The following is a 26286-nucleotide window of genomic DNA, read 5'->3' as shown; positions in this document are numbered from 1 at the left end:
CGTTTAAGGTTTAACGTCTAAAGGCCAATGGGTAAGGTTGCTAGTACGCTGGAGCGGGCTGGCAACCTTACCCATTGGCCTTTAGACGTTAAACCTTAATCTTTTGCCGGTAACACAACAGAATAACCAGTGGCTCAATCGTATCATGGTGGCTTACCGCCAGGCAAGTAGGTTTGGATCTCTAATCAAACCAAACCATACACTATGAACCGCCTGTCTAACCTTGTTGCGCTGTTAACCCTTGTTTTTCTGCTTGCCAACTGCAAAAAATCGACGGATGCGGTTTCGCCCGCCGATGTACCTACTCAAATAGCCCGTAAGTGGGCTTTCTCCGAGATCTTCGTACAAACAGATGCCAAAAAGTACACCATCCCTGGCGACAAAACTCAACTCGTCAGTGATGATAATATCATTACGCTTGCACCGGGTGGCACATACAGCTACACAGAAGACAAACTGGTGAAAAAAGGCAAATGGACGCTCAGCAATAATAACCAGACTCTGACATTGACAGATGCCGACGCATTGGCATCGTCGTGGCAGATTAAATCGCTCACAAGTAGCAGTATGGAGTTGGGCACTATAAACGTAGATCTGTCGAAGAAGACGTTGACCGACGAAGAATCAGGCATTGCTTTTTTCTGTGGCCTTGCACTGGCTAGTATTGACAAGAAAAATGGTGGCACAGTCGACTTCACCAAAGAGCCGACGCCCAAAGCTGTCCAGTTGATCGTGAAAGCAGTAGCTCAGTAGAAAACTGGTTTTAAATCTGCTTTGATTGCATTGGCTAAACAGGTCAAGTTTCCCGAACTTTATGGCTTCACCGTTAACGCTGTTTCCATGAAAACGACCCGGCTCTTGTTTGTTGCGCTGTTCCTGTTGACCACTTCCTGCTGCTTTGCCCAATATGGCGGGTATGGTGGTGGCTACGGACGCGGGGGCTATGGTAGTGGCATGGGCGGGGCCATGAGTCAGCCGCAGGCTAACTTCAAGCCGTCGATACCCAACGTGGCGGGCGATATGGCGGCCAAAGAAACCAAGTGGCTGAAGGAAAATCTGGCCCTTACCAAAGAGCAGGCCAAAGATGTGAAGACCCTCAATAACGACTACGCCAAGCTGCAACAGGAAGCCATCAAAGAGATTGTAGGCGCTGACGGCGGCAAGTCGAACCCGCAGGCGTCGCAGCAGATCAAAGACGCGATGATGATGTATAACGAGGAAAAGGAAGACAAACTGAAGCTACTGCTCACCCCTGAACAGTGGACGACCTACCAAAACAAAAAGCCCGATATGCAACGCGCTATTGGTGGTATTCGCCCGCCCGGCCCAAAAGGCGTTCAACCCGATTCAACGCTGGTAAGCCACTAGGCACGTTAGGAACCCTTTTCCATGCGCATTTCGTTAAGTCAGTATAACAAGAAAGACCGGTCTGTGGCCGGTCTTTCAGTTTTTAGAACTACTCTAGTCAGTCAATCGAGTACTAACACTAAACTGTTCATCCTATGTCTCTACGTCTTGGCGATATCGCCCCTGACTTTACGGCCAACACCACCGAAGGCCCAATACATTTCCACGAATGGCTGGGCAACTCGTGGGGCATGATTTTTTCGCACCCCGCCGATTTTACCCCCGTCTGCACCACCGAACTGGGCCGCACAGCGCAACTGTCTGACGAATTTGCCAAGCGGGGTGTGAAGGTCGTTGCCGTGAGCGTTGATCCCCTCGATCAGCACCACGAATGGGTAAAGGATATCAACGAGGTGAACAACACCACCGTGAACTTTCCTCTCATTGCCGACGAAAACCGCGAGGTGGCCACCCTCTACGACATGATTCACCCCAACGCCAGCGAGAAAGCCACGGTGCGGTCGGTGTTTATTATTGGGCCTGACAAGAAGATCAAACTTACGCTGACCTACCCCGCCAGCACAGGCCGCAACTTCTTCGAGATCCTGCGCGTGATCGACTCGCTGCAACTGACGGCCAACTACTCCGTTGCTACCCCCGCCGACTGGCAGGAGGGCGAAGACGTAATTGTAACGCCCGCCGTGTCGAATGACCAGCTCGACGAGAAATTCCCCAAGGGTGTCACCTTCGTGAAGCCCTACCTGCGCAAAACGCCGCAGCCAAATAAATGAGGTGAGAGCTAAGAGGTGAGAGCCAAGGGCCAAGATTGCTGTCGCAAGCCTATTCGTGCGACAGCAATCTTGGCCCTTGGCTCTCACCTCTTAGCTCTCAGCCCTTCCCTCTTTGCTTTTAAACTTTTCCCATCCCTCCTCGTTAGGCATACGTAACCAATTAAAAACTCAACGTCATGCCAAAGAACATGAATCCCCAACACGATGAAGGCCCAGTGGCCGAGGCTATCGAACAACAAACCGCCAAATTGCCTTCCGATATTTTTCTGTGGGGTGGCCTTGGTGCTCTGGCCACTGCGGCCGTCAGCTACGCCAACGGCAAACGCCACGAAGCCTTGCTGATTGGCCAATGGGCAGCCCCCATCCTCATCCTCGGCCTGTATAACAAGCTGGTGAAACTGGAAGGATCTAATTAGAGTGGTAAGTGGAAAGCGATTAGTGATGAGTGGAGCTGACGCAGCCATTAATTTGCGTCAGCCCCACTCATCACTAACCGCTTACCACTTACCTCTCACCGCTATGCTTTAAGTTTGTGGCGGGCTACGGCCTGGTGCTGCCACTTGCTTTATGAAGTTTCTTACCCTTGTCAGGTTCATTTACGGCCAGTATAAACGCCAGGTCTGGCTAGGCATAGGTGTGCTGGTGGTTGGGTTGATGGTTTGGCGACTTATGCGGACCACGGCCAACAACGTGATGCAATGGCAGTTTGTAGATGCCTACGGGATCAAGTTCCCCATGCGCTACAGCCTGCACGGTCTCGACGTGTCGCGGCACAATAACCGCATCGATTGGGACCGGGTGGCGGGGATGAATGCAGACGGGGTACGGATGCAGTTTGCGTTTATGAAAGCCACCGAAGGGGCCACCCTAGGCGACCCTACCTTTGCCAAAAACTGGCGCGAAGCCAAACGAGTGGGCCTTCGGCGGGGGGCGTACCACTTCTACCACCCCACCCGCGACCCCATCAAACAGGCCGCCAACTTCATTAAACGGGTGTCGCTACAAACCGGCGACCTGGCCCCGGTACTCGATTTTGAGGTGACCAATGGCGTGCCCGAAGACAAGATCATCAGCGACTTACATCTCTTTTTGGATGCCATCGAGGCCGAATACAACATCAGGCCTATTATCTACACCAACCCCAGCCTCTACAAGCGGTTTGTGAAGGGCAACTTTGACGTGTATCCCCTCTGGATTGCCGACTACTCGAAGTCTGACCTCAACCGCTACAACGCCGACAAGCTCTACATCTGGCAGCACAATAAGAGCGGCTGGGTGCGGGGCATCCGCGGTTTTGTTGACATCAACACCTTCGTGATGGCCCCTGAGCAGCTAAACGAGTTAACACTTAACTAGACGCAGCCGGGCCATTTTTTTTATGCTTATACACGGGCTACTTTTTATATCGGCGCTGCTGGGCGGGGGGTTGAACGCCCTGGCTGGTGGGGGTACGTTTCTTACCTTTCCGGCGCTGACATTTTCGGGGTTGCCGTTGCTCCAGGCCAACGCCACCAGCACGGTAGCCCTGTGGCCGGGGTCATTATCTAGTGCCGTGGCGCTATACCGCGACTGGATACGCTACCAGGGGCAGTTGCTGGTGTGGCTGTCTATCTGCCTGGTAGGCGGGCTAACGGGCGCCCTGCTCCTGCTGCGCTTGTCGCCCGATGTGCTGGGCACCATTTTTCCTTATCTATTGCTCACGGCCACAGGCCTGTTTGCGTTTCGGTCGCGGCTGGAGAAGCAGGAAAAGGCTGCCAAACCGGCCCCTGACTGGATGCAATGGCTGACCATCTTTGCGGTGGCAGTATATGGAGGTTTTTTTGGCGGGGGTATTGGCATCCTGTTTATGGCCATGTTTAGTCTGCTGGGGATGCGCAACGTGCATCATGCCAACGCGCTTAAGGTGCTGTTTGCCAGCTTTGTCAACGGCATTTCTATTGTTACGTTCGTAGTATCGGGCGTGGTGGTGTGGTCGGCGGCGGGGGTCATGGTGGGTGGGTCTATCTTGGGTGGCTACCTCGGTGCCCGCTTCGCCCAGCGCATTCCGGCCCACATCCTTCGCATTTTCGTCATCTTGGTAGGACTGTTGATGACGGGATATTTTTTCTTTAAACAGTCGTAAGTCTGGAAAGGGGGTATGCAGTGCGGCTTCGCGCTCTAGGCCCTTTCCAGTCTTACGAATTACATACCACTTACGACTCCCTCCTACCTCGGCTCGTCTCCGAATTTTTCGTTGCGGCCGGTTTTGTCCTGTTGGCCAGTGAGGGCACCTTTGGCCATTTCGAACAGTTTCAGCATTTTACCACCGGGGCGGTCCCAATATTCGCCGCCGTGGGGGGTCACTTTCAACAGCGTAATGCGTGGGTCATCTTTACCACCGGGGAACCACGTCTTCAGAAAGTCGTCCCACAACTGATCGATTTTGGCCTGATCTTTCACCACTTCGGCACGCCCCTGCACCGATACGTATAGTTCAGAGCCAGGATCGGCAAAACCCAATGCTACATTGCTGCTGTGCTGGATTTCCTTAATCTTGTTAGAATCGTCGTAGGTGAAAAACCACATCGTGCCGTCGTCATCAATAGCATGGGTAGCCATGGGGCGCGTGTGCAGATCGCCATCTTCTTCCGTCGTAGTCATCATAGTGATACGAACGTCTTTAATCTTATCGCGGAGGAGATCAAGCTCCTGCGCTTTCAGGCCTGCGGTCGTCTGCGCTTGCATAAAATGGGGTTGGTTTTGGTTTACCCTATTTAAACACTAGGCTTTTTCAAGTGGCTTACAAAGACTGAGGCAACGGGAAAAAGGGGTTTTTAATGAACAATGCATAATGAACAATGTACAATGGCTTTGCGCACTATACTCAATGCCGCACCGATTCGGCGAACGGCGGACCGGCAAAGCCATTATGCATTGTTCATTAAAAACCCAGCCTATCTTGCCTCTATGATCTGGATCTTATGGGTGCTGGCGGGGGCATATGCCGTTATGACGTTGGTGCTGTGGCGCACCTGGCTGCAGATGCCTACGTTTAGGCCCGCGCCGTTGCCAACTACCCCCTTACCCCGGCTGACGGTGGTTATTCCCGTTCGCAATGAAGCCAATAATCTGCCTCTTTTATTAGCTGATTTAAGTCAGCAGGATTACCCCGATTTCGAGGTTATCGTGGCCGATGATGCCTCTACCGATAACACCGCCGCCCTGGCCCGGGCCTTTGCCAAAACGGCAAGTTATCACTTGATAGTCAACACGTTGATAGATGACCCTACCGTTCGTTCGCCTAAGAAACGGGCTATAGCTCAGAGCATTGCGCAAGCCACGGGGCAGCTCATTGTAACCACCGACGGCGACTGTCGGGTGGGGCCGCAGTGGCTGGGTTTGCTGGCTCGTTTCCAGGCCGAAACCGGTGCCAAACTCATTAGTGGTCCTGTCACGTTTACAACCAACCGTACCGTTTTTGGCTCCTTACAAACGGTGGAATTTGCCAGCCTAATTGGTGCGGGTGCGGCCACCATGGCCCTGGGCAACCCCACCATGTGCAACGGCGCTAACCTTTGCTACAGTAAAGCTGTTTTTGAGGAAGTAGGTGGTTTTACGGGCATCGATCAGGTGGCTTCGGGCGATGATGAGCTGCTGATGCACAAGATTGCGGCGCGGTTTCCGGGTGGCGTTCGGTTTCTGAAACATCCCGACGCCATTGTCAAAACAAGCCCTCACGAGTCGCTGGGGGCATTTTATCAGCAACGCAAGCGGTGGGCAGGCAAGTGGCGGGCCTACGCATCGTGGTTTCCGACGTTGCTGGCGGTGTTTGTATTTCTCTGCAACCTCACGCCGGTTGTCGCCCTGGCTGGTGGACTAATGGGCGCCTTTTCGGTAGGTGCCGTACTGAGTATATTCGTATTGAAGTGGGTGCCCGAAGCCTTATTTTTGGGCGCGGTGTTGCTCTTTTTCCGTAAGCGAGCTACCCTCCCCTGGATTCCGCCGACCCAGTGGATTTACCCGTTTTATGTCGTCTTTTTCGGCCTCGTCGCCCAACAGCGCGGCTTTATCTGGAAAGAACGCAAACTAAACTGATTTACGACTTACGATGGACGAATTACGATTTATTGCTTACGCCAGCGAATGACTGCTCTGGCGTAAGCAATAAATCGTAATTCGTAAATCCCAAATCGTAAATTCCTTCTCATGCCGCTATTCCTGCATAAGTCCAACTTCCTGTTCCGCACGGTGTACCCCGACTTTTGGTGGCGGATACCCGTGACCGACGGGCAGGAACCCACCATCTACCTCACCTTCGATGATGGGCCGATTCCGGGCGTGACCGAGTTTGTGCTGGGGCTGCTGGAGGAATACGCCGCGCAGGCTACGTTTTTTTGTATCGGCGATAATGTGCGCAAACACCGCGACGTGTTTTATAAGGTGATTGAGGCTGGGCATATGGTGGGCAATCACACGTTCAACCACCTCAACGGCTGGAAAACCCACAACGAGGTGTACTGGGCAAATATCCGTAAGTGCGAACGGCAGATGAACGTGCCCACGCCCCTGTTCCGACCACCCTATGGCCGCATTAACAAAAGTCAGGCGGTGGGTATTCAAAATGAGTATTCGGTTATTATGTGGGACGTGCTCACCGGCGATTTCGATCAGAGTTTATCGCCACAGACGGTGTTGCAGAAGAGCATTCAGTATACCGAACCGGGGTCTATCGTGGTGTTTCACGACAGCCTGAAAGCCTGGCCCAATTTGCAGTATGTGCTGCCGCGCTACCTGGCTCACTTTGCTCAGGAGGGTTATCAGTTCCGGGCATTGCCGCTAAAGCCTGCCACCGGCAAGCTGCACACCCTACCCCACTATGCCTGACCGGCCACGGGTGTCGGTGTTGGTGGCCGCGCGCAACGAAGCCGTCACTATTGAGGCCTGTTTATGTGCCCTGGCGGCGTTGGATGGCTCTTTTGGCGGTTATGAAGTGCTGGTCGGCAACGACGATTCGACCGACCAAACCGCCCGGCTTACCGCGGATTTTATTGCCGACAAACCCCATTTTCGGCTGTTCAATATCCCCCCTGGCGATATTACCCGCCTCAACGGCAAAGCCCGCGTACTGGCCGAGCTAGCCCGCCACGCCACCGGCGAGTTCCTCTTCATCACCGACGCCGACGTGCGCGTACCACCCACCTGGCTTGCGGGAATGCTGGCCGAGTTCGGGCCGGAAACGGGCATCGTTACGGGTACCACGCTGGTGGCGGGGCGGTCGGTCGGGGCGCGGCTACAGGCACTTGACTGGCTGTTGGCGTTTGGCCTCATTGACCTGGGCACGACCCTGCGTTTGCCCCTCACCGGCTCCGGCAACAACATGGCCCTCCGCTGGTCGGCCTATGACGCCGTGGGTGGGTTCGAGGGCCTACCGTTTTCGGTGGTGGAAGATTACACGTTGTTTCAGGCTATCGTGGCAAAAGGGTTCCGTTTTGGCCACCGCCTCCAGCCCGACGTGCTGGCCGAAACCCTGCCCGCACCCACGCTGAGGGCTTTTTTGCAACAGCGCAAACGCTGGATGCGGGGTGCCTTTTCGCTGCCGCCACTGCTGGTGGTCGGGGTGTTGGTTCAATACCTACTCGTGCCTTTCTTGCTTCTATTAGCCCTTTTAGCTCCGAAAATAGCCCTCTTCATCTACCTCGCCAAGCTCACGTTCCAGAGTACGCTCCTGCTCAGAACCCTGCGCTACACGCACCAGAAAAACCGCTGGCCTGACATCTTTCTCTTCGAACCTTACCTGGTTATCTCCAGCCTGGCTTGTCTAGTGTATTACCTGCTTCCGGTGGGGATACGGTGGAAGGAAAGGGAATATGCTTCGGCGTAACCCCCCGCCCTGAAGGGGGCCCTGCTTGCGCACGAGTAGTTGCTTACGCGTCAGCCGTTTGCGCCAGCGGGCACCCTTCAGGGCGGGGGGTTACGCCGAAGCAACTGTAAACTACAGTAATTTCGCCCCCATGTTTACCTTCATCGACACCCACGCCCACGTTTACGACGATAAATTCGAGGCTGATACATTCACCGACGGCCAGCCCCACGGCACCCGCGACGACATGCTACAGCGGGCTTTTGCGGCAGGTATGTCGGAAATCTGGATGCCCAATTGCGCCGCCGAAACCATATCCGGCATGATGGCCCTCGCCGCCCAATACCCCGGCCGCTGCCGACCCATGATGGGCCTCCACCCCACCTATGTGAACGAGACCGTCGAGGCTGAACTGGGCGAGGTAGAGAGCCAACTGAACAGCCACGAGTTTCTGGCCGTGGGCGAAATCGGGCTGGATTTTTACTGGGACATGACCTTCGTGCCACAGCAGTTTATGGCCTTCGAAACGCAGTTGCGCTGGGCCGCCGAACGGGGTATGTTCGTTTCGCTCCACACCCGGTCAGGTCACGACCGCAACGCCATGATGGAAGCAGCCGACTTAATCGATAAACTAGCCCTGCCCGCCCCCAAAAGCGGCATACGGGGCATCTTTCACTGTTTTGTGGGCACTCTCGACGAAGCCAAACGCGCCATCGAGATGGGCTTTATGCTGGGCATTGGCGGCGTGGCGACCTATAAAAATGGTGGCCTGGACAAGGTCATTCCCCACATTGGCCTCGATCATCTGGTGCTCGAAACCGATGCCCCCTACCTCGCCCCCGTGCCCTTTCGCGGCAAACGCAACGAACCCGCCTACGTCCCCTACATCGCCGCCCGCCTCGCCGAGATGCTGAGCGTTTCGGTGGACGAAGTGGCGGAAGTGACCACGCGAAACGCCGCTCAATTAAGAATTAAGAATTAAGAATGGCTTCGCATTCCGTCCTACTTCTAGCGCAGGCCCATTCTTAATTCTTAATTGTCAATTCTTAATTTCCTTCCATGTTCCAACTCAACAAAGCCGAAAACCCCGTTGGTGCGGTGCTGGTGATTTACACCGGTGGTACGCTCGGCATGGTCTATGATTACCGCGCCGGACCCGACAAGGCCGGGCAGTTGCGCCCGTTCGATTTCAGTCAGGTGATGGACCGCGTACCCGAAATTCAGCGGCTCGACTTCGACGTGTCGCTCATCACGCTCGACCCCATTATCGACTCGTCGGATATGAAACCGGCGGTGTGGGTGCGGCTGGCGCAGGCTATTGAGGCGCACTACAACGAGTTTGACAGTTTCGTGATTCTGCACGGCACCGACACGATGGCCTACACGGCGTCGGCGTTGAGCTTCATGCTTGAGAATCTGGGTAAACCGGTGATCCTGACCGGGGCGCAACTGCCTATCGGCGTAGCCCGGACCGACGCCCGCGAAAACCTGCTGACCGCTCTCGAAATCGCCGCCGACCGCCCCGACGGACGCCCCGCCGTGCCCGAAGTGTGCATCTATTTCAACTCGCTGCTGCTGCGGGGTAACCGGGCCAAAAAGCGAGAGAGCGTCCATTTCAACGCGTTCCACTCCGAAAACTACCCCCACCTGGCCATGGCCGGGGTACGTATCGAATACAACCGCCCGTTTATTGCCCCCGCCGACGTGTCGCACCCGTTCAGCATCCACACAGTCATCGACGCCAACGTGACCGTGTTGAAGCTGTTTCCCGGTATCACGCCCGCCGTAGTCAACGCCATTTTGGCCATTCCGGGCCTGCGGGGACTGGTGCTGGAAACCTTCGGGTCAGGCAACGCCCCCACCGATGCGTGGCTATCCGAAGCCCTGAGCGCGGCCATTGGGCGGGGGCTGGTGGTGGTCAACGTGTCGCAGTGCGAGGGTGGCCGCGTCACGCAGGGGCAGTACCAGACCAGTTCGCGCCTCCAGGAAATCGGCGTGGTGAGCGGGGCCGACATGACCACCGAAGCCGCCATCACCAAGCTCATGGTACTCCTCGGCCAGTTCCCCTACCCCGGCACCGTAGCCCAGCAATTGGGTACGTCGCTGCGGGGCGAAATGGCCAATTAGGCACCTTAACGCCGTCACGGAATCCGTCAATGTCCCATTAGCGTGAAGCAACTCTATATTTTTAGCGGTCTGGGTGCCGACGAGCGTGTTTTTCAGCACCTCGACTTTTCAGGCTTTGCCACTACATTCGTTCGCTGGCAATTACCCATCGAGGCCGAAACTATTGAGCAGTACGCTCAACGAATAACCCGGCAGCTATCGGCACCTAAACCCATTTTGATCGGGGTTTCGTTTGGAGGCATCATGGCTATAGAAATTGCCAAGCTCATCGACAGCGAAAAGGTCATTCTGATCTCGTCAGCCAAGACCAAGCAGGACTTACCGATTTATTACCGCCTCGCCGGAGCAATGGGCCTGCATAACCTATTACCCGCTACCCTACTCAAGCAAGCCAACTTCATCACTAACTGGCTGTTTGGGGTAAGTTCACCCGCCCATAAGCGGTTGTTAAAACAGATCCTACAGGATACCGATCCAGTTTTCCTGAAGTGGGCTATTGACAAAATTGCCCGTTGGCACAACCAAGTTCGTATTGCCAATGTCGTCCACATTCATGGCACCAACGACCATATTTTGCCGTTCAGCTCTGCCCACAGTAGCCGAGCCATAGCAGGCGGCGGGCATTTGATGGTTCTCAATAAAGCCGAAGAACTAGGCATTGTATTACACCAAGAACTTAGAACCTAAAGGTTCCAAAACTCGGCGGTGTCAGTTCACAGAATAGCTAGCTCATAGTCAAGGCCTTTTACTTGCTTTGTCTGGTTCCGGTTTTAGTTACTTTTACCGCCTGGACTTGTACAATGATAATGAGCGGTTTATTTCTATCCTCTCCGATTATGGCTTTAAAGCGACGTTTGGCAACGAAACCGACACCCGGTTTTTACGGAAAGCATTACAGGCACTCATCAACTCGCCCGTAGCCATTCAGGAGGTAACGTTTATTCAGAACAAAATTAAGGGCGTAACCCGCGACAGCCGAAGAGGCATTTATGATCTGTTTTGCAAAGATGAGCGGGGTGACGAGTTCATTGTGGAGATGCAATTGAGCGAGTACCCGGAGTTCATTCAACGCGTGAAATTTTACTTATTCTACCGACTGAACACCTTGATTCGGAAAGGAGATTACGAATTTGACGACCTACCCAAAATATACTGCATTGGCATCTTAGCCGTTAATATTTTCCCGAACGTTGCTGATTATCAAAACATTGCGGTTCTAAAAAATCAGAACAACGAACTGATCGATGACCAAATGACCGCAGCGGCGGACCGTGTTTATAACAGTAGAATTAGACAAGTTTACAAAGGGCTTAGCGGCTATTGGAAGCGACTTGGACAAACTGATTTATACGATGAAAACGATACATGAAGTAACCGAGCCAACGCAGTTTCCCCCCTTCTGGGATGAGGAGTGGTTACAGATAGCGATTCATGAATTAGACAAGCGAGCTTTAACCCCTGAACAGCGATTGAGCTACGAAATGACCATTTCGGCTAATGCATTCGCAGTCAAGAACGAACAAAGGAAGATAGAGGAGGTTGGAGCCGAGGTCGTGAGAAAAGCTCTGAATCGGGAGAAACTCACGATTGAGGAAATAGCAGAAGACAGCGGCGTTTCCGTTGATTTCGTACTTCAAGTTCAGCAGGAATTAGATACCCTCAAGTAAATCTTGCGTTGCCATTAGCCCCCGCTGGCGCTAGGTGCAGGGCTATTACGTCCAGCTTTCAAGCGGCGAGTGGTCCGTTTGGGGAGTTGACGCCCAACTGCGTAGAAAGTGCTTTGGCTGTATCTTTGAAAAAGGTTGTTAGTTTCTGACCGCCTGTTCATCGCTATTCCATTCATCATGCGCCTTCCGTTCCTGAGTTTACTCATCGTTTGCCTTTGTGCCCTCACCATTCGTACCCTCCATGCCCAGCAAAAGCCCGCCGACGTGCCCCTGGGTTTTGAGGAATACGACCCCGTCTCAACCCTGAAAGTGCCCGAACACAAGCTGACGCGGGCCAAATACCCGTTCATCGATGTGCATAATCACCAGTGGGACATGGACGACGCCAGCCTGAAACCGTTGCTGAGCGAGATGGATAAGCTCAATATGGGCATCATGGTCAACCTCAGCGGGCGGGCTTGGGGGTCAGAGGCGGAATCGGACAAGTTTTTTACGAAGTCGCTGGCCAATATCAAGCAAACCAACACCCCCCGGCTCATCTTGTTTACCAATATCCTGTTCGACGGTATCGGTACGCCGGGCTGGACAGAGGCCTCGGTGAAACGACTGGAGGCCGACGTGAAAGCGGGTGCCCACGGCCTGAAAATCTACAAGAACCTGGGCATGGATATCAAAGATGCTGGCGGCAAACTGGTGGCTATCGACGACCCGCGCCTGGACCCTATCTGGGCAAGATGTGGCCAACTGGGCATCCCCGTGCTCATTCACACCGCCGACCCAAAATCATTCTGGGACCCGATGGACCGCTACAACGAACGCTGGCTGGAACTGAAACTGCACCCCAACCGGAAGCGCGGTGCCAACTCCGTAGACTGGGCCAAACTGCTTGACCAACAGCACCATATCTTTCAAAAGCATCCCAAAACCACGTTCATCAACGCCCACATGGGCTGGTACCCCAACAACCTCGGCAAGCTTGACAGCCTGATGCGAGTGTACCCCAACATGATGCTCGAAATTGGGGCAGTCATTGCCGAACTGGGTCGTCAGCCCCGCGCTGCCCATGCCTTTTTTGTGAAACACCAGGACCGTATCGTCTTCGGCAAAGACAGCTGGGTACCATCGGAATACGCGACCTATTTCCGCGTGCTGGAAACTGCCGATGAGTACTTTCCGTACCACAAGAAGTACCACGCCTTCTGGCGCATGTATGGCATGGCCCTCCCCGACGAGGTGCTGAAAAAAGTCTACTACAAAAACGCCCTGCGGCTCATTCCTGGGCTTGACAAGAGCTTGTTTCCAAATTAAATGGCAGTCAGCAGCGGTCCGCCGTGGTCCGGCATCCCGGTGCGGCCAGCGTATTGCTCTCACACAAGTATTGCCGACTGCCTCGAAACGTCGGACCGCTGCCGACTGCTACTCCCTTTCTATGCGATACCTCATCCTCCTATTCCTGCTTGCCACCACACCTGCTTTCGCCCAGCACGAAGCACCCGTGAAAGTTATTTTCGATACCGATATGGGTCCTGACTACGACGACGTGGGGGCCATTACCATGCTGCATACCTATGCCGACGCGGGCAAAGCCGAAATTCTGGCTACCATTGCGTCGAGCAAATACCCGCGGGTGGGGCCGGTGCTGAGTGTGCTGAATACCTATTTCGACCGCCCCACTATTCCTATTGGCGTACCCAAAGGCTGGGCCGTAACCGATGCCGATAAGCAACACTGGTCCGACACGCTGGTGGCCCGCTACCCGCACATGCTGAAGACCAACGACGACGCCCCCGACGCCGTGGCTCTCTACCGGCAGATTCTGGCCAAACAGCCCGACCGCAGCGTAACGGTCCTCACGGTGGGCTTCCTGACCAACCTGGCTAATCTGCTCAATTCGAAACCCGACCAGTACTCTAAACTCCCTGGTCGTGAACTGGTTATACAGAAAGTACGTAACCTGGTGAGCATGGCAGGCAAGTTTCCGTCGGGCTACGAATACAACGTGTTCAAAGACTCGACCGCCTCAAAAATTGTCTTCGCCGAATGGCCCACGCCGATGCTGCTGAGCGGGTTTGAAATTGGCGAAGTCATCAAGACAGGGCTACCTCTGGCCCAGAACAAGGCCATCAAAAACAGCCCCATCCGCGACGTGTTCCGCATCAGTATTCCGCTCGATAAAAACGACAAAGAGGGCCGCATGAGCTGGGACCAAACCGCCGTGCTGGTCGCTATCGACGGCGCGGAACCCTACTACACCACTCAACAGGGCCGACTGATTATGGGTCCCGGCGGCAGCAACAGCTGGGATACCACCACCAAGGGCCACGCCCACCTGGTCGTGAAACGCCCCCCCGCCGAAGTGCAGGCGTTGATTAATGGCATGATGATGCGGTAGAATTACCTTCTATTATCCCCCCCCTCCATCATGCTCAGGTAGCTGTAGTAGCGGCTCTCGGCGATGGTGCCTTCTTCCACGGCGGCCTTAATGGCACAGCCGGGTTCGTTGATATGCAGGCAGTTATGAAACCGGCACTGGTTCAGGCGGTCGCGCATTTCGGGGAAATAATGGGCAATCTCTTCCTTCGACGTCTCTACCAAACCCAACTCTTTGATGCCCGGCGTGTCGATAATGAACGTGTTGGGGGCTAGCTCAAACATCTCAGCGAAGGTGGTGGTGTGTACTCCTTTGTTGGCAAAGGTCGAGACCTCGTTGGTGCGCAGATCCAGCGAGGGGGCAATGGCGTTCACCAGCGACGATTTGCCCACCCCCGAATGCCCCGACAGCAGGGTAATTTTTCCCGTGAGCAACGCCCGAAACGCCTCTACGCCATCGCCTTCCGTGGCCGATGTAGCGAGGGTGTTATAGCCAATTCGTTCATACATATCCTGTATTTCACGCTGATAATCAAGCCCTTCGTCATTCAGAATGTCGGTTTTGTTAAATACCACCGTGGTGGAAATCCGAAACGATTCGGCGGCCACCAGAAACCGGTCTATGAAGCCGAGCGAGGTGCGAGGCAGGGTAAGCGTAGCCAGCAACACGGCCTGATCGAGGTTGGCAGCGAGGATATGGCCGTGCGCCGTTTTATGTACTGACTGCCGGATGATGTAGTTCTCGCGGGGTTCGATGTCGTAGATGATAGCCGTGTTTTCGGCCTCGTCTTCCACATCATACTGCACCCGGTCGCCCACGGCAATGGGGTTGGTGACTTTCAGGTCTTTGATCTTGAATTTCCCTTTCAGCCGGGCGTGAAAAATATGTCCGTCTTCACTGCGGAGGTCGTACCACGAACCGGTTGAGCGTATGATTAAGCCTGTTGACAAAGGAGATAGCGTAGTTGTGCGCGTTTTGTTAGCCAGTACCGGTGGCCAACGGCCATTACCTGGTGCTGGGAAGGTAACTCATTCTGGTTGGTCAATGGTTTCCGACTGATGCCGTGAGGGGCCTGTCTCGCCAGCACAGGCATGGCAGGTTTATCTAGAAAAATTACCCAAGCAACTAAGTAGATAATGATGGCCATACGTTATTTTTGTTTACACTACACTTTCTGTACTAACTACTATGTCTGTAGAATATAGCACGCCTCCCTGCGTCTGGTTAGTAGATGATGACGACGAAGATCTGCTGCTGATGCGGGCGGCCTTTAATAGCGTAGACCCCCGGATCGAGATTAGAACCATGGCCGACGGCGAAGACCTGTTGCCACAACTTCAGGATACGCGCCCGTTTCCACACCTGATCCTGATCGACCTCAATATGATCTACCTCAACGGGTTCGACGCGCTGGCGCAGGTACGGGCTTTGCCGCAGTTCGGGCACCTGCCGGTGGTGGTGCTCACTACGTCCAATAATCCGGCCGACCGACAGAAATCGACTGCCCTGGGGGCCAATGATTTTCATACAAAACCCGACAGCTTTCCCGATTTAACCCAGTTGGCCCGCGACTTGACGCGCCAATGGCTACCCGAAACACCCCTCTAGCTATGCTTACCACACCACCATTGGCCACCAGTCAGACCATCGTTGACCGCTATAATGTTACCGTCAGTGGGCGGGGTACACAGCCCATGCTTTTTGCCCATGGCTTTGGCTGCGACCAGAGCATGTGGCGGTTTGTGGCCCCCGCTTTTGAGAACGACTATCGGGTCATCTGCTTCGACTACATTGGGCACGGCCGTACCCGCCTGAACGCCTATAATCGGGAGCGGTACGCCAGCCTGCACGGCTACGCCCAGGATGTGCTCGACATTTGCCAGGCACTGGATTTGCATAACATTGTTTTTGTGGGTCACTCGGTGAGCAGCATGATTGGTATGTTAGCCGCTATTAAGGAACCAGACAGGTTTAGCAATCTGGTTATGGTTAGCCCCTCGCCCCGATATCTGAATGACGACGGGTATGTTGGCGGCTTCGAGCGGGAGGATGTCGAAGAACTGATCGAGACGATGGATGGTAACTTTTTTGGCTGGGCCACCTCAACAGCCCCTGCTATTATGGCCAACGGTGATCGGCCAGAATTGGGGGCAGAACTGGGGGCAACTTTTTGCCATACAGATATCGAAGTAGCCCTACATTTTGCTCGTGTAACCTTCCTGGGCGATAATCGACAGGATTTGCCAAAACTCCAGACCCCATCCCTGATTATTCAGACCCGCGAAGACATCATTGCACCGGTTGCAGTGGGTGACTATATGGCCAAACATACGCCCAACAGTACATTGCACGTGATTGACGCCACTGGGCATTGCCCCCATATGAGCGCTCCCCAGGAGACTATAGACGCCATCAATCAGTACCTCCACCAGCCACACTGAGCCTTGGAATCACGTGTCATACAAGACATTACGGCGTTACTTCCCTGTGGCATACTGGTGCTGGATGCCCGAAGTCGGATTTTAACAGCCAATGCATTTGTGTATGACCTGATGGGTTATACCGCCGACGAACTGCCTGGTAAGGGTATTGACGTATTGTTGAGCGTGGCCAGCCGGATCTATTTTCAAACCCACATTTTCCCCCTTGTCACCCTCCACGGTAGTGCCAGCGCACTGTACGCTACCATACAGACCCAGCAACGCCAACCTGTTCCTGTACTGCTCAATGCTGTTCGACGCGAGCACGAGGGGCAACAGGTCATCTATATCTCCTTTATACCGGTCCACCAGCGGCGGCTCTACGAAAAAGAAATTCTTGATGCCAAAAAAGCTGCCGAAGACGCCCTGCTGCGCAATGATGAATTGCTGACGTTACAACAGCAATTGGAACAGCACCAAACCGAGCAAGACCGGCAACTAAGTCAGCTTCAACAACGCAACAACGAACTCGAACAGTTTAGCAAGGTCATCACTCACGACCTTCAGGAGCCCCTGCGAAAGATCAACGTCTTTGCCGGTTTGCTAGCCAACGAACAGCCCGGTGCTCTCACCAGCATGGGCTATTCGGCCCTGGCGGGCATCAGTAAAGCCAGTAACCGACTGCGAATGCTGGTCAGTGATTTACAGCTTTACTTCACGCTCACCAGTCAGCGGTCAGATATAGAAAGCGTTGATCTTCAGATTATTATGCAGGAATTAATTGCGCAATACACAACCACTGGCGTGACGTTCAACCTTACGTCGCTCCCGGTGGTGATGGGCAACAGAGAGAGCCTGACCAGCCTATTCAGGCACTTGCTCGACAATGCGGTGAAGTTCCGGAAGATGGACGATAACCTGACTGTAGTGCGCATCAGCGGTACCGTGGTGGGCCACAACAGCTTTCGCACCAACCCCGACAAGTATAGGTATGTAGACTATGCCCGCATCACCATCAGCGACAACGGCATTGGGTTCGACAATCACCAGCGCGAGGAGATCTTTCGGATACTGAAAAAACTGCACCCCCACACACCAGGCATGGGGCTGGGGCTGGCCGTATCGAAGAAGATTGCCGAATGGCACAACGGTCAGATTTCGGCCGAATCGGCGGTGGGCAAGGGCACCAAAATCACTGTGTTGCTGCCTATCGCGTAGCTTTGCCAGATGAAATTTCTGCGCATTCTGCTCAAAGGCCTGCTGGGTCTACTAGCCATAATCGTGCTCTTGCTGGCTATTGGTTTGTCGCCCAACGACCATACCCCCTACGGTCAAACCGGGTTCTATAGCCAGACCATCCATCGGCTCGATAGTCTGCCCGCATTGCCCACGCCCAAAACGGCCATCTGGGCGGGCTGGGCAAAGGCCAACCTAACTCCCGCCTACACCACCCCCACCGGCGGCTATGGTGCACGGCAGGGTAAACACTGGACCACCGTGGCTGACTCGGTCTGGGTGCGGGCCATTGTACTCGACAACGGCAACGGTCCCGTGGCCATGGTGGCGTCTGACCTGCTCATTACGCCACCCAGCGTGAGTGAACAACTGCGTAAACGCCTGCCTGAGGTAGGCCTGCGCTGGGAGTCGGTGTATTTTGGCACTACCCACAGCCACAACAGCCTCGGCGGCTGGGCACCGGGCCTGGTGGGTAACCTGTTTTCGGGCAGCTATGACGGGCGTGTGGTAGACCATATTACCAACACCATACTGACCGCGCTGATGCGGGCAAAAGCCAATTTGCAGCCCGTCAGCGTGGGGTTTCGGTCCGTTAATGCGCCGCAGTTCGTCTATAACCGGCTGGATGACACCAAGCCCGTAGACCCGTTTTTCCGGTTAGTGCAACTGAAACAGACCGGCGGCGCGGGCCAGACCGCCACGCTCTGCACCTACGCCGCCCACGCTACCATGATGGATATGTTCAGCTACCAATACCTCACCCGCGACTGGCCAGGGCAGGTGGTAGACGGCATCGAGCGCGAAACGGGTGGCTTCGCCCTGTTTATGGCCGGGGCCGTGGGCAGTATGGGGCCAAAAGGACCACCCACGGGTAAGGATTTTCCGTTGGTGAAACAATACGCGTCTGAGATACTGACCCGCCTGAAGCCCGAACTAACGCAGTTTCAGACGGGCACCGATAGTACGCTGGGCCTGCTCACCCTGCCCCTCACCCTGCGCGACCCCGCCCCCCGCCTCATCGGCGACTGGCGCATCCGGCCCTGGCTGTTTCATGCCATTTATGGCCGCTACCCGTCTGATATTAAAGCCCTGCGCCTTGGTCCGGCGCTGCTGCTGGGTACCCCCTGCGATTTCTCCGGCGAATTACTACCGCCACTCGCCAAAATTGCTGACCAACAAGGCCTTAATCTAATTGTAACCAGCTTCAACGGCGGCTACGTAGGCTACATCACCCCTGACGCCTACTACGAAAAAGACGCTTACGAAACCCGCGTCATGAACTGGTTCGGCCCCCAGAATGGTGCCTACTTTTCGGAAATGATGGGGAAGTTGATTGGGAAAGCGAAGTGAGGTGGTTAACAGCATCTTAATCCAGATTTATAGGCCGCTTAATGTCTACAGTTGTTACAGTTTATACTTTTCAACTCACAGAAGATACGAGCGCTATGAAACTGACAGTACTCCTGCTACTCCTCTGCCCGTTTCAGCTTTTGGCGCAGACAGACAGCGTACAAACGCTGCGGCGAGATGACCTGAAACTGATTGACAGTGAGCTGCAACCGGCCTATTATGGCCGCTACGGCAGCATGGTTCGGTCGCAGTATATGTACGACGGGCTAGACATCCGGGCAAAAGACCTTGCTCCCTACATCATGGCCTCCGGCGAACCCACGGCCATTCAAGAGTTCAACAAATACCTCAGTAACCGGCACACTGGTGGTTGGCTTATTGGCGGTGGACTCACAGCCATGCTCGTAGGGGCTATTATCGGTACATCTAATAGCCCCGTCAATGTGCAACAGGCCATTGTTTGCCCAACGGGTATGGTCTGCGGAGGGGCAAACGGCACTGTCTACGGTGGTCAGGTAGTTGGCTATCAAAATGCCATCGACCATCAGCGTGAAACGGCCGTCAAGACAGGGGTTTTGACATTTGTGATGGGCGGTGTTCTGACGAGCATTGGCTGGAGTATGCAATATCCCGGCAAGCACGTTCGGAAGGCAGTGCAATTTTACAACCGGGCATTGAAGCAACGGCAGGGCATCTCGTGGCAGTTGCAGCCCTATTCGTCCTACAGCAGTGCAGGCTTAGGGTTTGTAGGGCGGTTTTGAGGCATGTCTAGCGGAGCAGATACCGCCGCCACCCTGGCCTGTGTCTCCACAGGCCTACTAGTGCCGCACCGGAATGCCGGTGGTACGGCAATCCAACCACGGCGGACCGGCCAGCTTACGCGCCCGGATGGCTTACGCAGGCGTAGGCCTGTGGAGACACAAGCCGGGGTTCAGCGAGTTGTGATATATCTTATCAATAACTCACCTTAGCCATTACGTTCACAGCGGAGCATTGCTCCGATAGACATGGACCTCTACGCCTATTTTCTCTCGCAACAGGCCTGCCAGTGCTCGTAGGCCCCATTCTTCGGTGCGGCGGTGGCCAATGGCAATGACGGCCATGCCCGTTTCATCAACGGCTTCCTGGGCGCTTTTGCGATACTCGCCGGTGAGGTACAAGCCCACACCGCACTCGTGGGCTTCCTGTATCAGGGCCGGGTTCATAGCCCCCACCACCGCTACCATTTCCGGCATCCGCACCGAGCCGAACTCAGCTCTATCATAGCCTCCAAATAGGTTGTTTATCAGTTGCTTCCATTCGTCAAACGAACGATGAGGCACCGCGCCCACCATACCGATGGGCCGGGGTGGCAGGTGCGCATCGGCAGGGCCGGGAGCAGTTTTGTAGCCGAGGATGTCCAGTTCAGAAAGGCCCAGTGCAGCCGCCAGGGGCACATTGTAGCCCGTAGTCAGCGTTTCGTCAAATGGCAGGTGGTGATACAAAACGCCTACATCGGGCGGCAGTGCAGCCTGATCTAACCGCCACGGGCGGTGCAGCCAAAGGGCATCCAGATTGTTATCTCTCACCCAGTTACCTACCTGCGGTGGTGGCTCCAGCGCGAGGCCAATGCGCTCCACGGGCCGGGACGATGGCCGGTAAATACCGCCCCGTTCAGCAGCCGGGTAGCGGTGGGTGATCAGGGCCGTTTGCAGCAATACATCGAGGTTATATAGGTGGATCATCGGGTCTGGTGTTTCGTCTATAACCTACCATTCCCTCAATTGGCTTGGTGATTTCGAGCGAATTACCGTACGTTTGTACCGCTAACTGCACCGCGCCCTGCGGTCGCCAACGCCCATGAAGCTCACCTGCTAATTGCCTCCGGGCAATTTCTTCCTGCCAGACTCTGCCGCCCTCCGGGCCGCGCTGGCCATTTCTCCCCATTCATATACCATCGGTAGCTGCCCACGGGCGGCTCAATACTCTTTTGTCTCAAATGACCAGAATCATCCGGTTATTCCTAGCTGCGTTGCGCGGCACAGAAACCAATTTTACGTCCGGCAACATCAACCGGGCCATTTTCATGCTGTCGGTACCCATGATCCTCGAGATGGTCATGGAGGCCCTCTTTGCCATTGTCGACGTGTTTTTTGTGGCCAAAATCGGCACCGAAGCCGTAGCTACCGTGGGCCTGACCGAGTCGGTGCTTACGCTGGTGTATTCCATTGCTATTGGCCTTAGCACCGCCGCCACAGCCCTTGTGGCGCGGCGTATTGGCGAAGAAAACCCGGCCGGAGCCAGCCATGCCGTGGGACAGGTGATCTTCATCTCGCTCACTTTCGCAGTATTCATGGGCATTCCGGGGCTGGTCTTCGCTCCTGATCTGCTGCGGCTTATGGGCGGCGATACCCACCTGATTGCCAACGGTAGCGGCTATACGCGCGTCATTTTCGCATCGGCACCGGCCATCATTTTGCTACACACCCTCAGTGGCTGCCTGCGCGGCGCAGGCGACGCCTCGGTGGCGATGCGGTCGTTGTGGCTAGCCAACGGGCTGAATATCGTGCTCTGCCCGGTGTTTATTTTCGGGCTGGGGCCGTTTCCCGAACTGGGCGTGATGGGGTCGGCAGTGGCCACTACGCTGGGGCGGTCGGCGGGGGTGCTGTACCAATTTTGGGCGCTGGCTGGCCGTAATGGTCGTATTTCTATTAGCCTGGCCTCGTTCGTGCCGGACCTTGGCGTGGTAAAAACGCTGCTGAGCCTGGCAGCGGGCAGCACCGGGCAGTTCCTGATCGGGTCGGCAAGCTGGGTGTTTCTCACTCGGATCGTCTCGACGTTTGGTGCCGACGTGGTGGCGGGTTATACCGTGGCCATCCGCATTTTCATCTTCACGATCTTACCCTCGTGGGGTATGGCCAACGCGGCCGCTACGCTGGTGGGGCAGAACCTGGGCGCGGGCCAACCCGACCGGGCCGAAACGTCGGTATGGCGAGCGGCTTTCTGCAACCTACTCTTTCTAACGCCCATTGGGCTGTTGCTGTATGTGTTCGCCGAAAACGTGGTTGGTATTTTCAGCCACGACGTGGCCGTGCTGACCATTGGGGCGCAGAGCCTGCGCATATTCTGCCTTGGTTTTGTGTTCATGGCCTACGGTATGGTGGTCACGCAGGCGCTTAACGGCGCGGGCGATACCCGGTCGCCCATGCTCATCAACATCCTGTGTTTCTGGGTAATCGAGATCCCGCTGGCCTACACACTAGCCAACGGGCTGAGCTGGGGACCTCCGGGCGTGTTTTGGTCGGTGGCCATTTCTGAATCGCTGCTGGCCCTAGCGGCGGTCTGGGTATTCCGACAAGGCCGCTGGCGCACCGTACAGGTCTGAACCTTCACCTATAACCAACCGTTATTTTGATTGGGGATTTTTGGATTGCGGATTGGGGATTTCGGATTGCGGATTGGTTGCTTACGCCAGTGTTTGCTGTGGCGTAAGCAACCAATCCGCAATCCGAAATCCCCAATCCGCAATCCAAAAATCCCCAATCCGACATCCCCATGATTGATAACCATAAAAACCCTGAAACCGCTGTGCTCGTTGCCGTGGCTACCCAAAAGCAGACGGCCGCACAGACGCGTGAATACCTTGCCGAACTAGCCTTTCTGGCCGAAACGTCGGGGATTATTACGAAGAAATCGTTTACCCAAAAGCTCGAACACCCCGACCACCGGACGTTTGTGGGCAAGGGTAAGCTCGACGAAATAAAGACCTATATCCTGGCCGAACCCGTCGACACGATCATCTTCGATGATGACCTTTCGCCGGCGCAGGTCCGCAACCTCGAGGCCGAGTTCACCAACGTGAAAGTGCTGGACCGGAGCCTGCTGATTCTGAACATTTTCTCCATGCGGGCGCAAACAGCACAGTCGCGGGTGCAGGTGGAACTGGCTCAGTATCAGTACCTCTACCCCCGCCTAACCAAGATGTGGTCGCACTTAACAAACCAGAAGGGGGGCGTCGGGATGCGGGGTCCAGGCGAAACCGAACTGGAAACCGACCGCCGGATTGTGAAAGACCGGATTGCGTTTTTGAAGGAAAAGCTGGAGAAGATTGACCGCCAGAGCATGACCCGCCGCAAAGAACGTGACCGGCTGGTGCGGGTGGCGCTGGTGGGGTACACCAACGTGGGCAAGTCGACGCTGATGCGGGCGCTGGCCAAGGCCGACGTCTTTGCCGAAAACAAGCTCTTTGCTACGGTCGATTCGACCGTGCGGAAAGTGGTGATTGGCAACATTCCGTTTCTGCTTACCGACACCGTTGGGTTCATCCGCAAGCTGCCTACCATGCTGATCGAGTCGTTTAAATCGACGCTCGATGAGGTGCGCGAAGCCGACATTTTGTTGCACGTGGTCGACGTGTCGCACCCGTCGTTTGAAGAGCATATCGAGGTGGTCAACAAGACTCTGGCCGACCTCGGTGTGGCCGATAAGCCGGTGGTGCTGGTGTTTAATAAAGTAGACGCGTTTGTGCCAAAAGAGGAATGGGCACCGGAGTTCGACGAAGCCACTGAGGGCGAAGTGCCGGTGGAGACCCGCCGCAAAACGGCCCTGGAGTACCTGAAACGCACCTATCTGACCAAACAGGCCGAGCACGTGGTGTTTGTGTCGGCCCAAACCCGTGAGAACATCGACGAGTTGCGGGTGTTATTGCACGACATGGTGAAACCGCAGCACTTCCAAATCTACCCCAACTGGCTCGACGTACCCCTCCTCGAATCGGCCACGCTCGGCGGCGACAGTCAGGCCACCAAAGAAGTACCAACGGAGACAGAAAGTTGAGGTAGCGGGTAAAGTCGCGTAGGGCGTAGGCTGATTTTTTCGCATTTTTGCACCCGCGTCGGGTTAGCCACCCGGCGTTTTTGTTGGCCAACCGTAGAGACGCATCCTTGCGTCTCCACAAGCGTCAGCAGCCAGGCACTGTAGTTCAACGGATAGAACCGCAGCGGCGGACCGAGGCGTTTCCTAAACGCTAGATCCGAGTTCGGGGAGTAAAAGGCACTGTAGTTCAACGGATAGAATAGGCGTTTCCTAAACGCTAGATCCGGGTTCGATTCCCGGCGGAGCCACGAATAAACAGGCGTTTGCTAAACGCTTGATACGGCCGGGGGCGCGTTCGCCTTCGATTCCCGGCGGAGCCACTAGACTACGAATAGGCGTTTGCTAAACGAAAAACCCCCGACCAATTGTGGCCGGGGGTTTTTCGTGGATGTTACTGCCAGAAAAGGGAGATACGCTTAATACAGAGCGTCCAACGCAATCTTATCATTAGCGTTGAACGGCCGGTTGGTCGTGCTGCCAATACAGGCCAGCATCCACGAGTTCGGATCAGCCGCAGCAGGGGTACCCGGAATCAGGATAGCGCCAATGCTGCTGGCCCCTTCGTTGGCAACTGCACCACCGCAACTGTAAGACCGGTCCATGTAGTCGGTGTGGCGGAAGCCGATGCAGTGGCCCATCTCATGCGCGAAAATTGACGCGTAGTTATTGAGCTTTGTGGTGTTGGCCACGGGGTCAATAGCAGGCAGCGCCGAAGTGTTCACTTTAACCTGGTTGAATGGGTTACCACCGCTGGGGAAACCAGCCGAAGCCAGATAACCTACACCAGCCGGGGCGGCCACAAACTTGATATCGCCGCCAGAGCGCACACGAGCCATTTTGATTTGCAGCGGCTCGGCGTTATACCGGGCAATCGCTACGTCCATTGCTTCTGCGTAACCCGCAGGCAGGCCACTGGCCAGTGACACCGTAATAGTACGGGGCAGGTTGTTGACGAGGTTGGTGGTGCGGTACTGTTCTTCATTGCCCACCCGCATGAGTTGGACTTGCTTGCCGTTGCTTAGTTGGTGTTCGTCGAGGAAGATGTCGTTTTCCACAATGTAGCCGCCTTCAACGCGCTGCATGCCCGCAGTGCTGAAGCCGAGCGACCGTACGTTGGCCTCCAGAGCCGGATCAATTTCAGTAAGGCTGGTAGGGGTTGCCTCGTCCTGGATAGGCTGGCAGCCATAAAGTACGCCACCAACAACGAGGGCAGTTAGGTAAAGGGTTATTCGTTTCATAGAACAAGGAGTAAGTTAGTATGATTTTGTGTGATGCAGTAACAAGACAAAGCAAGCATTTTTAATGGGTTTTTCACTACCTACCCACCGACTATTTATTAAGAGCGTACTTTTCTCCCTTTACAAACAGACAGCCCGGCCTCAGATACCTGAGGCCGGGCTGTCTGTTTGTACTGCCGACATGACGATTAGTATAGGTAATTCAGCGCAATTTTATCATTAGCATTGAACGGCCGGTTGGTCGTGCTGCCAATGCAGGCTAACATCCACGAGTTTGCATCAGCCGTCGACGGGGTACCCGGAATAAGAATGGCCCCTACGCTGCTGGCACCTTCGTTGACAGCTGAACCGCCGCAACTGTAAGCCCGGTTCATGTAGTCAGTATGACGGAAGCCGATGCAGTGGCCCATCTCATGCGCGAAGATTGACGCGTAGTTATTGAGCTTCGTGGCATCGGACGTAGCCGTCAGGTAAGACGTATTTACCCGAACCTGATTGTAGGGGTTGCCTCCGCTGGGGAAACCAGCCGATGCCAGGTAGGTTGAGCCACTGGGGGCCGCCACAAACTGAATGGTACCACCTGAGCTTACCCGCGTAAACTTAACTTGCAGTTTCTCGGCATTGTAGCGTCCCACGGCAATATCCAGCGCCTGTGCATAGCCCGATGGCAGGCCAGCGGCAAGGCTCACCGTGATCGTGCGGGGCAAGCTAGTGACGAGGTTGGTGGTGCGATACTGCTCTTCATTGCCCACGCGTGTGAGTTGCATCTGCTTGGCGTTGCTGAGCTGATGTTCGTCGAGGAAGATGTCGTTTTCTACAACGTAGCCACCCGCCACGCGCTGCATACCGGTGGTGCCGAAACCAAGTGCCCGTACGTTGGCTTCCAGCGCCGGATCAATGTCGGTAAGGCTGATGGGTGCTTCTTCCTGAATGGGCTGGCAGGCATATAGCATACCACCAGCAACCAGGACTGTGAGGTAAAGGGTAAACCGTTTCATAATGTGTAGGAGTTAAATGGTGTATGGCAGTACTGGGAGTAAGCTAAA

28 protein-coding genes and 1 tRNA gene are annotated in these 26286 nt (G+C 55.1%); 24 read left to right on the top strand and 5 right to left on the bottom strand.

Features of this window, described 5'->3' with window-relative positions:
• The first annotated feature begins 204 nt into the window (after positions 1-204).
• The 6 genes from J2I48_RS11995 (at position 205) to J2I48_RS11970 (ending at position 4260) form a co-directional block, all read left to right on the top strand.
• The gene (locus J2I48_RS11995) at positions 205-753 is read left to right on the top strand and encodes a lipocalin family protein (protein ID WP_207335688.1); all 549 of its coding nucleotides are present in this window, start codon (positions 205-207) and stop codon (positions 751-753) included.
• A gap of 87 nt (positions 754-840) precedes the next feature.
• On the top strand, positions 841-1368 hold the full coding sequence (locus tag J2I48_RS11990; protein ID WP_207335687.1) for a DUF4890 domain-containing protein: 528 nt from the start codon (positions 841-843) through the stop codon (positions 1366-1368).
• A 134-nt stretch (positions 1369-1502) separates the two neighbouring features.
• Positions 1503-2138, top strand: a complete 636-nt coding sequence (locus J2I48_RS11985) for a peroxiredoxin (RefSeq protein WP_207335686.1) — start codon at positions 1503-1505, stop codon at positions 2136-2138.
• Positions 2139-2314: 176 nt separating this feature from the next.
• Positions 2315-2554, top strand: a complete 240-nt coding sequence (locus tag J2I48_RS11980) for a hypothetical protein (protein WP_207335685.1) — start codon at positions 2315-2317, stop codon at positions 2552-2554.
• Positions 2555-2705: 151 nt separating this feature from the next.
• A complete protein-coding gene (locus tag J2I48_RS11975) occupies positions 2706-3494 on the top strand; it encodes a glycoside hydrolase family 25 protein (RefSeq protein WP_207335684.1) in 789 nt (262 codons plus the stop codon).
• Between the two features lie 22 nt (positions 3495-3516).
• Positions 3517-4260: a sulfite exporter TauE/SafE family protein gene (locus J2I48_RS11970; RefSeq protein WP_207335683.1), complete on the top strand. Its 744-nt coding sequence runs from the start codon at positions 3517-3519 to the stop codon at positions 4258-4260.
• A gap of 83 nt (positions 4261-4343) precedes the next feature.
• Here the strand turns inward: J2I48_RS11970 and J2I48_RS11965 are convergent, their stop codons facing one another.
• Positions 4344-4862 (bottom strand): pyridoxamine 5'-phosphate oxidase family protein, encoded by a 519-nt coding sequence (locus J2I48_RS11965; protein WP_207335682.1) that lies wholly within the window; start codon positions 4860-4862, stop codon positions 4344-4346.
• A gap of 222 nt (positions 4863-5084) precedes the next feature.
• Between J2I48_RS11965 and J2I48_RS11960 the strand changes: the two genes are divergently transcribed.
• From J2I48_RS11960 to J2I48_RS11920, 10 genes are all read left to right on the top strand, one after another.
• Complete coding sequence (locus J2I48_RS11960) at positions 5085-6212, top strand: glycosyltransferase family 2 protein (protein ID WP_207335681.1); 1128 nt, start codon at positions 5085-5087, stop codon at positions 6210-6212.
• Between the two features lie 111 nt (positions 6213-6323).
• Complete coding sequence (locus J2I48_RS11955; protein ID WP_207335680.1) at positions 6324-7001, top strand: polysaccharide deacetylase family protein; 678 nt, start codon at positions 6324-6326, stop codon at positions 6999-7001.
• Positions 6994-7998 (top strand): glycosyltransferase, encoded by a 1005-nt coding sequence (locus J2I48_RS11950; protein WP_207335679.1) that lies wholly within the window; start codon positions 6994-6996, stop codon positions 7996-7998. Before J2I48_RS11955 ends, J2I48_RS11950 begins: the two co-directional genes overlap by 8 nt.
• Before the next feature lie 130 nt (positions 7999-8128).
• Entirely contained in the window at positions 8129-8959 is an 831-nt protein-coding gene (locus tag J2I48_RS11945) for a TatD family hydrolase (protein WP_207335678.1), read from the top strand.
• Between the two features lie 77 nt (positions 8960-9036).
• Entirely contained in the window at positions 9037-10104 is a 1068-nt protein-coding gene (locus J2I48_RS11940) for an asparaginase (protein WP_207335677.1), read from the top strand.
• Positions 10105-10146: 42 nt separating this feature from the next.
• Positions 10147-10791, top strand: coding sequence for an alpha/beta hydrolase (locus tag J2I48_RS11935; RefSeq protein ID WP_207335676.1), 645 nt, complete (start codon positions 10147-10149; stop codon positions 10789-10791).
• Positions 10792-10897: 106 nt separating this feature from the next.
• Positions 10898-11473: a PD-(D/E)XK nuclease family transposase gene (locus tag J2I48_RS28255; protein ID WP_229376165.1), complete on the top strand. Its 576-nt coding sequence runs from the start codon at positions 10898-10900 to the stop codon at positions 11471-11473.
• Entirely contained in the window at positions 11457-11771 is a 315-nt protein-coding gene (locus J2I48_RS28250; protein ID WP_229376162.1) for a hypothetical protein, read from the top strand. Before J2I48_RS28255 ends, J2I48_RS28250 begins: the two co-directional genes overlap by 17 nt.
• Positions 11772-11948: 177 nt before the next feature.
• Positions 11949-13079 (top strand): amidohydrolase family protein, encoded by a 1131-nt coding sequence (locus J2I48_RS11925; protein WP_207335675.1) that lies wholly within the window; start codon positions 11949-11951, stop codon positions 13077-13079.
• 121 nt (positions 13080-13200) lie between these two features.
• Positions 13201-14163, top strand: a complete 963-nt coding sequence (locus J2I48_RS11920; RefSeq protein WP_207335674.1) for a nucleoside hydrolase — start codon at positions 13201-13203, stop codon at positions 14161-14163.
• 2 nt (positions 14164-14165) lie between these two features.
• Here J2I48_RS11920 and rsgA read toward each other — a convergent pair whose 3' ends face one another.
• Entirely contained in the window at positions 14166-15092 is a 927-nt protein-coding gene (rsgA, locus tag J2I48_RS11915) for a ribosome small subunit-dependent GTPase A (protein WP_207335673.1), read from the bottom strand.
• Positions 15093-15330: 238 nt separating this feature from the next.
• On the opposite strand from rsgA, the gene J2I48_RS11910 reads away from it, so the two are divergent.
• The 5 genes from J2I48_RS11910 (at position 15331) to J2I48_RS11890 (ending at position 19909) form a co-directional block, all read left to right on the top strand.
• Positions 15331-15750, top strand: coding sequence for a response regulator (locus J2I48_RS11910; protein ID WP_207335672.1), 420 nt, complete (start codon positions 15331-15333; stop codon positions 15748-15750).
• A gap of 2 nt (positions 15751-15752) precedes the next feature.
• Complete coding sequence (locus J2I48_RS11905) at positions 15753-16583, top strand: alpha/beta fold hydrolase (protein WP_229376160.1); 831 nt, start codon at positions 15753-15755, stop codon at positions 16581-16583.
• Positions 16584-16586: 3 nt separating this feature from the next.
• Positions 16587-17780, top strand: a complete 1194-nt coding sequence (locus J2I48_RS11900) for a sensor histidine kinase (RefSeq protein WP_229376158.1) — start codon at positions 16587-16589, stop codon at positions 17778-17780.
• A gap of 9 nt (positions 17781-17789) precedes the next feature.
• Positions 17790-19148, top strand: coding sequence for a hypothetical protein (locus J2I48_RS11895; RefSeq protein ID WP_207335671.1), 1359 nt, complete (start codon positions 17790-17792; stop codon positions 19146-19148).
• A 95-nt stretch (positions 19149-19243) separates the two neighbouring features.
• Positions 19244-19909, top strand: coding sequence for a hypothetical protein (locus J2I48_RS11890; RefSeq protein WP_229376156.1), 666 nt, complete (start codon positions 19244-19246; stop codon positions 19907-19909).
• Between the two features lie 219 nt (positions 19910-20128).
• Here J2I48_RS11890 and J2I48_RS11885 read toward each other — a convergent pair whose 3' ends face one another.
• Positions 20129-20872: a Nif3-like dinuclear metal center hexameric protein gene (locus J2I48_RS11885; protein ID WP_207335669.1), complete on the bottom strand. Its 744-nt coding sequence runs from the start codon at positions 20870-20872 to the stop codon at positions 20129-20131.
• Positions 20873-21126: 254 nt separating this feature from the next.
• Between J2I48_RS11885 and J2I48_RS11880 the strand changes: the two genes are divergently transcribed.
• The 3 genes from J2I48_RS11880 to J2I48_RS11870 all read left to right on the top strand — a co-directional run bounded on the left by J2I48_RS11880 (position 21127) and on the right by J2I48_RS11870 (position 24250).
• Positions 21127-22512 (top strand): MATE family efflux transporter, encoded by a 1386-nt coding sequence (locus tag J2I48_RS11880; RefSeq protein ID WP_207335668.1) that lies wholly within the window; start codon positions 21127-21129, stop codon positions 22510-22512.
• A gap of 170 nt (positions 22513-22682) precedes the next feature.
• The gene (hflX, locus tag J2I48_RS11875; protein WP_207335667.1) at positions 22683-23963 is read left to right on the top strand and encodes a GTPase HflX; all 1281 of its coding nucleotides are present in this window, start codon (positions 22683-22685) and stop codon (positions 23961-23963) included.
• A gap of 215 nt (positions 23964-24178) precedes the next feature.
• Positions 24179-24250: transfer RNA gene (locus J2I48_RS11870), tRNA-Arg, on the top strand.
• 168 nt (positions 24251-24418) lie between these two features.
• Here the strand turns inward: J2I48_RS11870 and J2I48_RS11865 are convergent.
• Both J2I48_RS11865 and J2I48_RS11860 read right to left on the bottom strand, forming a co-directional pair.
• Positions 24419-25240 (bottom strand): M57 family metalloprotease, encoded by an 822-nt coding sequence (locus J2I48_RS11865; RefSeq protein ID WP_207335666.1) that lies wholly within the window; start codon positions 25238-25240, stop codon positions 24419-24421.
• Between the two features lie 188 nt (positions 25241-25428).
• Positions 25429-26238, bottom strand: a complete 810-nt coding sequence (locus J2I48_RS11860) for a M57 family metalloprotease (RefSeq protein ID WP_207335665.1) — start codon at positions 26236-26238, stop codon at positions 25429-25431.
• Positions 26239-26286 lie beyond the last annotated feature (48 nt).

It is taken from the genome of Fibrella aquatilis (assembly GCF_017353255.1).
In the GTDB taxonomy this organism is placed as follows: domain Bacteria; phylum Bacteroidota; class Bacteroidia; order Cytophagales; family Spirosomataceae; genus Fibrella; species Fibrella aquatilis.
Note: the sequence above shows the minus strand (reverse complement) of the source record. Positions and strands in the feature narration are given on the sequence as shown.

Excerpts from the sequence above, each read along its gene's own strand:
- J2I48_RS11995 (WP_207335688.1), top strand. The coding sequence starts at position 205 with ATGAACCGCCTGTCTAACCTTGTTGCGCTGTTAACCCTTGTTTTTCTG.
- J2I48_RS11990 (WP_207335687.1), top strand. The coding sequence starts at position 841 with ATGAAAACGACCCGGCTCTTGTTTGTTGCGCTGTTCCTGTTGACCACT.
- J2I48_RS11985 (WP_207335686.1), top strand. The coding sequence starts at position 1,503 with ATGTCTCTACGTCTTGGCGATATCGCCCCTGACTTTACGGCCAACACC.
- J2I48_RS11980 (WP_207335685.1), top strand. The coding sequence starts at position 2,315 with ATGCCAAAGAACATGAATCCCCAACACGATGAAGGCCCAGTGGCCGAG.
- J2I48_RS11975 (WP_207335684.1), top strand. The coding sequence starts at position 2,706 with ATGAAGTTTCTTACCCTTGTCAGGTTCATTTACGGCCAGTATAAACGC.
- J2I48_RS11970 (WP_207335683.1), top strand. The coding sequence starts at position 3,517 with ATGCTTATACACGGGCTACTTTTTATATCGGCGCTGCTGGGCGGGGGG.
- J2I48_RS11965 (WP_207335682.1), bottom strand. The coding sequence starts at position 4,862 with ATGCAAGCGCAGACGACCGCAGGCCTGAAAGCGCAGGAGCTTGATCTC.
- J2I48_RS11960 (WP_207335681.1), top strand. The coding sequence starts at position 5,085 with ATGATCTGGATCTTATGGGTGCTGGCGGGGGCATATGCCGTTATGACG.
- J2I48_RS11955 (WP_207335680.1), top strand. The coding sequence starts at position 6,324 with ATGCCGCTATTCCTGCATAAGTCCAACTTCCTGTTCCGCACGGTGTAC.
- J2I48_RS11950 (WP_207335679.1), top strand. The coding sequence starts at position 6,994 with ATGCCTGACCGGCCACGGGTGTCGGTGTTGGTGGCCGCGCGCAACGAA.
- J2I48_RS11945 (WP_207335678.1), top strand. The coding sequence starts at position 8,129 with ATGTTTACCTTCATCGACACCCACGCCCACGTTTACGACGATAAATTC.
- J2I48_RS11940 (WP_207335677.1), top strand. The coding sequence starts at position 9,037 with ATGTTCCAACTCAACAAAGCCGAAAACCCCGTTGGTGCGGTGCTGGTG.
- J2I48_RS28250 (WP_229376162.1), top strand. The coding sequence starts at position 11,457 with ATGAAAACGATACATGAAGTAACCGAGCCAACGCAGTTTCCCCCCTTC.
- J2I48_RS11925 (WP_207335675.1), top strand. The coding sequence starts at position 11,949 with ATGCGCCTTCCGTTCCTGAGTTTACTCATCGTTTGCCTTTGTGCCCTC.
- J2I48_RS11920 (WP_207335674.1), top strand. The coding sequence starts at position 13,201 with ATGCGATACCTCATCCTCCTATTCCTGCTTGCCACCACACCTGCTTTC.
- J2I48_RS11910 (WP_207335672.1), top strand. The coding sequence starts at position 15,331 with ATGTCTGTAGAATATAGCACGCCTCCCTGCGTCTGGTTAGTAGATGAT.
- J2I48_RS11905 (WP_229376160.1), top strand. The coding sequence starts at position 15,753 with ATGCTTACCACACCACCATTGGCCACCAGTCAGACCATCGTTGACCGC.
- J2I48_RS11895 (WP_207335671.1), top strand. The coding sequence starts at position 17,790 with ATGAAATTTCTGCGCATTCTGCTCAAAGGCCTGCTGGGTCTACTAGCC.
- J2I48_RS11890 (WP_229376156.1), top strand. The coding sequence starts at position 19,244 with ATGAAACTGACAGTACTCCTGCTACTCCTCTGCCCGTTTCAGCTTTTG.
- J2I48_RS11885 (WP_207335669.1), bottom strand. The coding sequence starts at position 20,872 with ATGATCCACCTATATAACCTCGATGTATTGCTGCAAACGGCCCTGATC.
- J2I48_RS11880 (WP_207335668.1), top strand. The coding sequence starts at position 21,127 with ATGACCAGAATCATCCGGTTATTCCTAGCTGCGTTGCGCGGCACAGAA.
- hflX (WP_207335667.1), top strand. The coding sequence starts at position 22,683 with ATGATTGATAACCATAAAAACCCTGAAACCGCTGTGCTCGTTGCCGTG.
- J2I48_RS11865 (WP_207335666.1), bottom strand. The coding sequence starts at position 25,240 with ATGAAACGAATAACCCTTTACCTAACTGCCCTCGTTGTTGGTGGCGTA.
- J2I48_RS11860 (WP_207335665.1), bottom strand. The coding sequence starts at position 26,238 with ATGAAACGGTTTACCCTTTACCTCACAGTCCTGGTTGCTGGTGGTATG.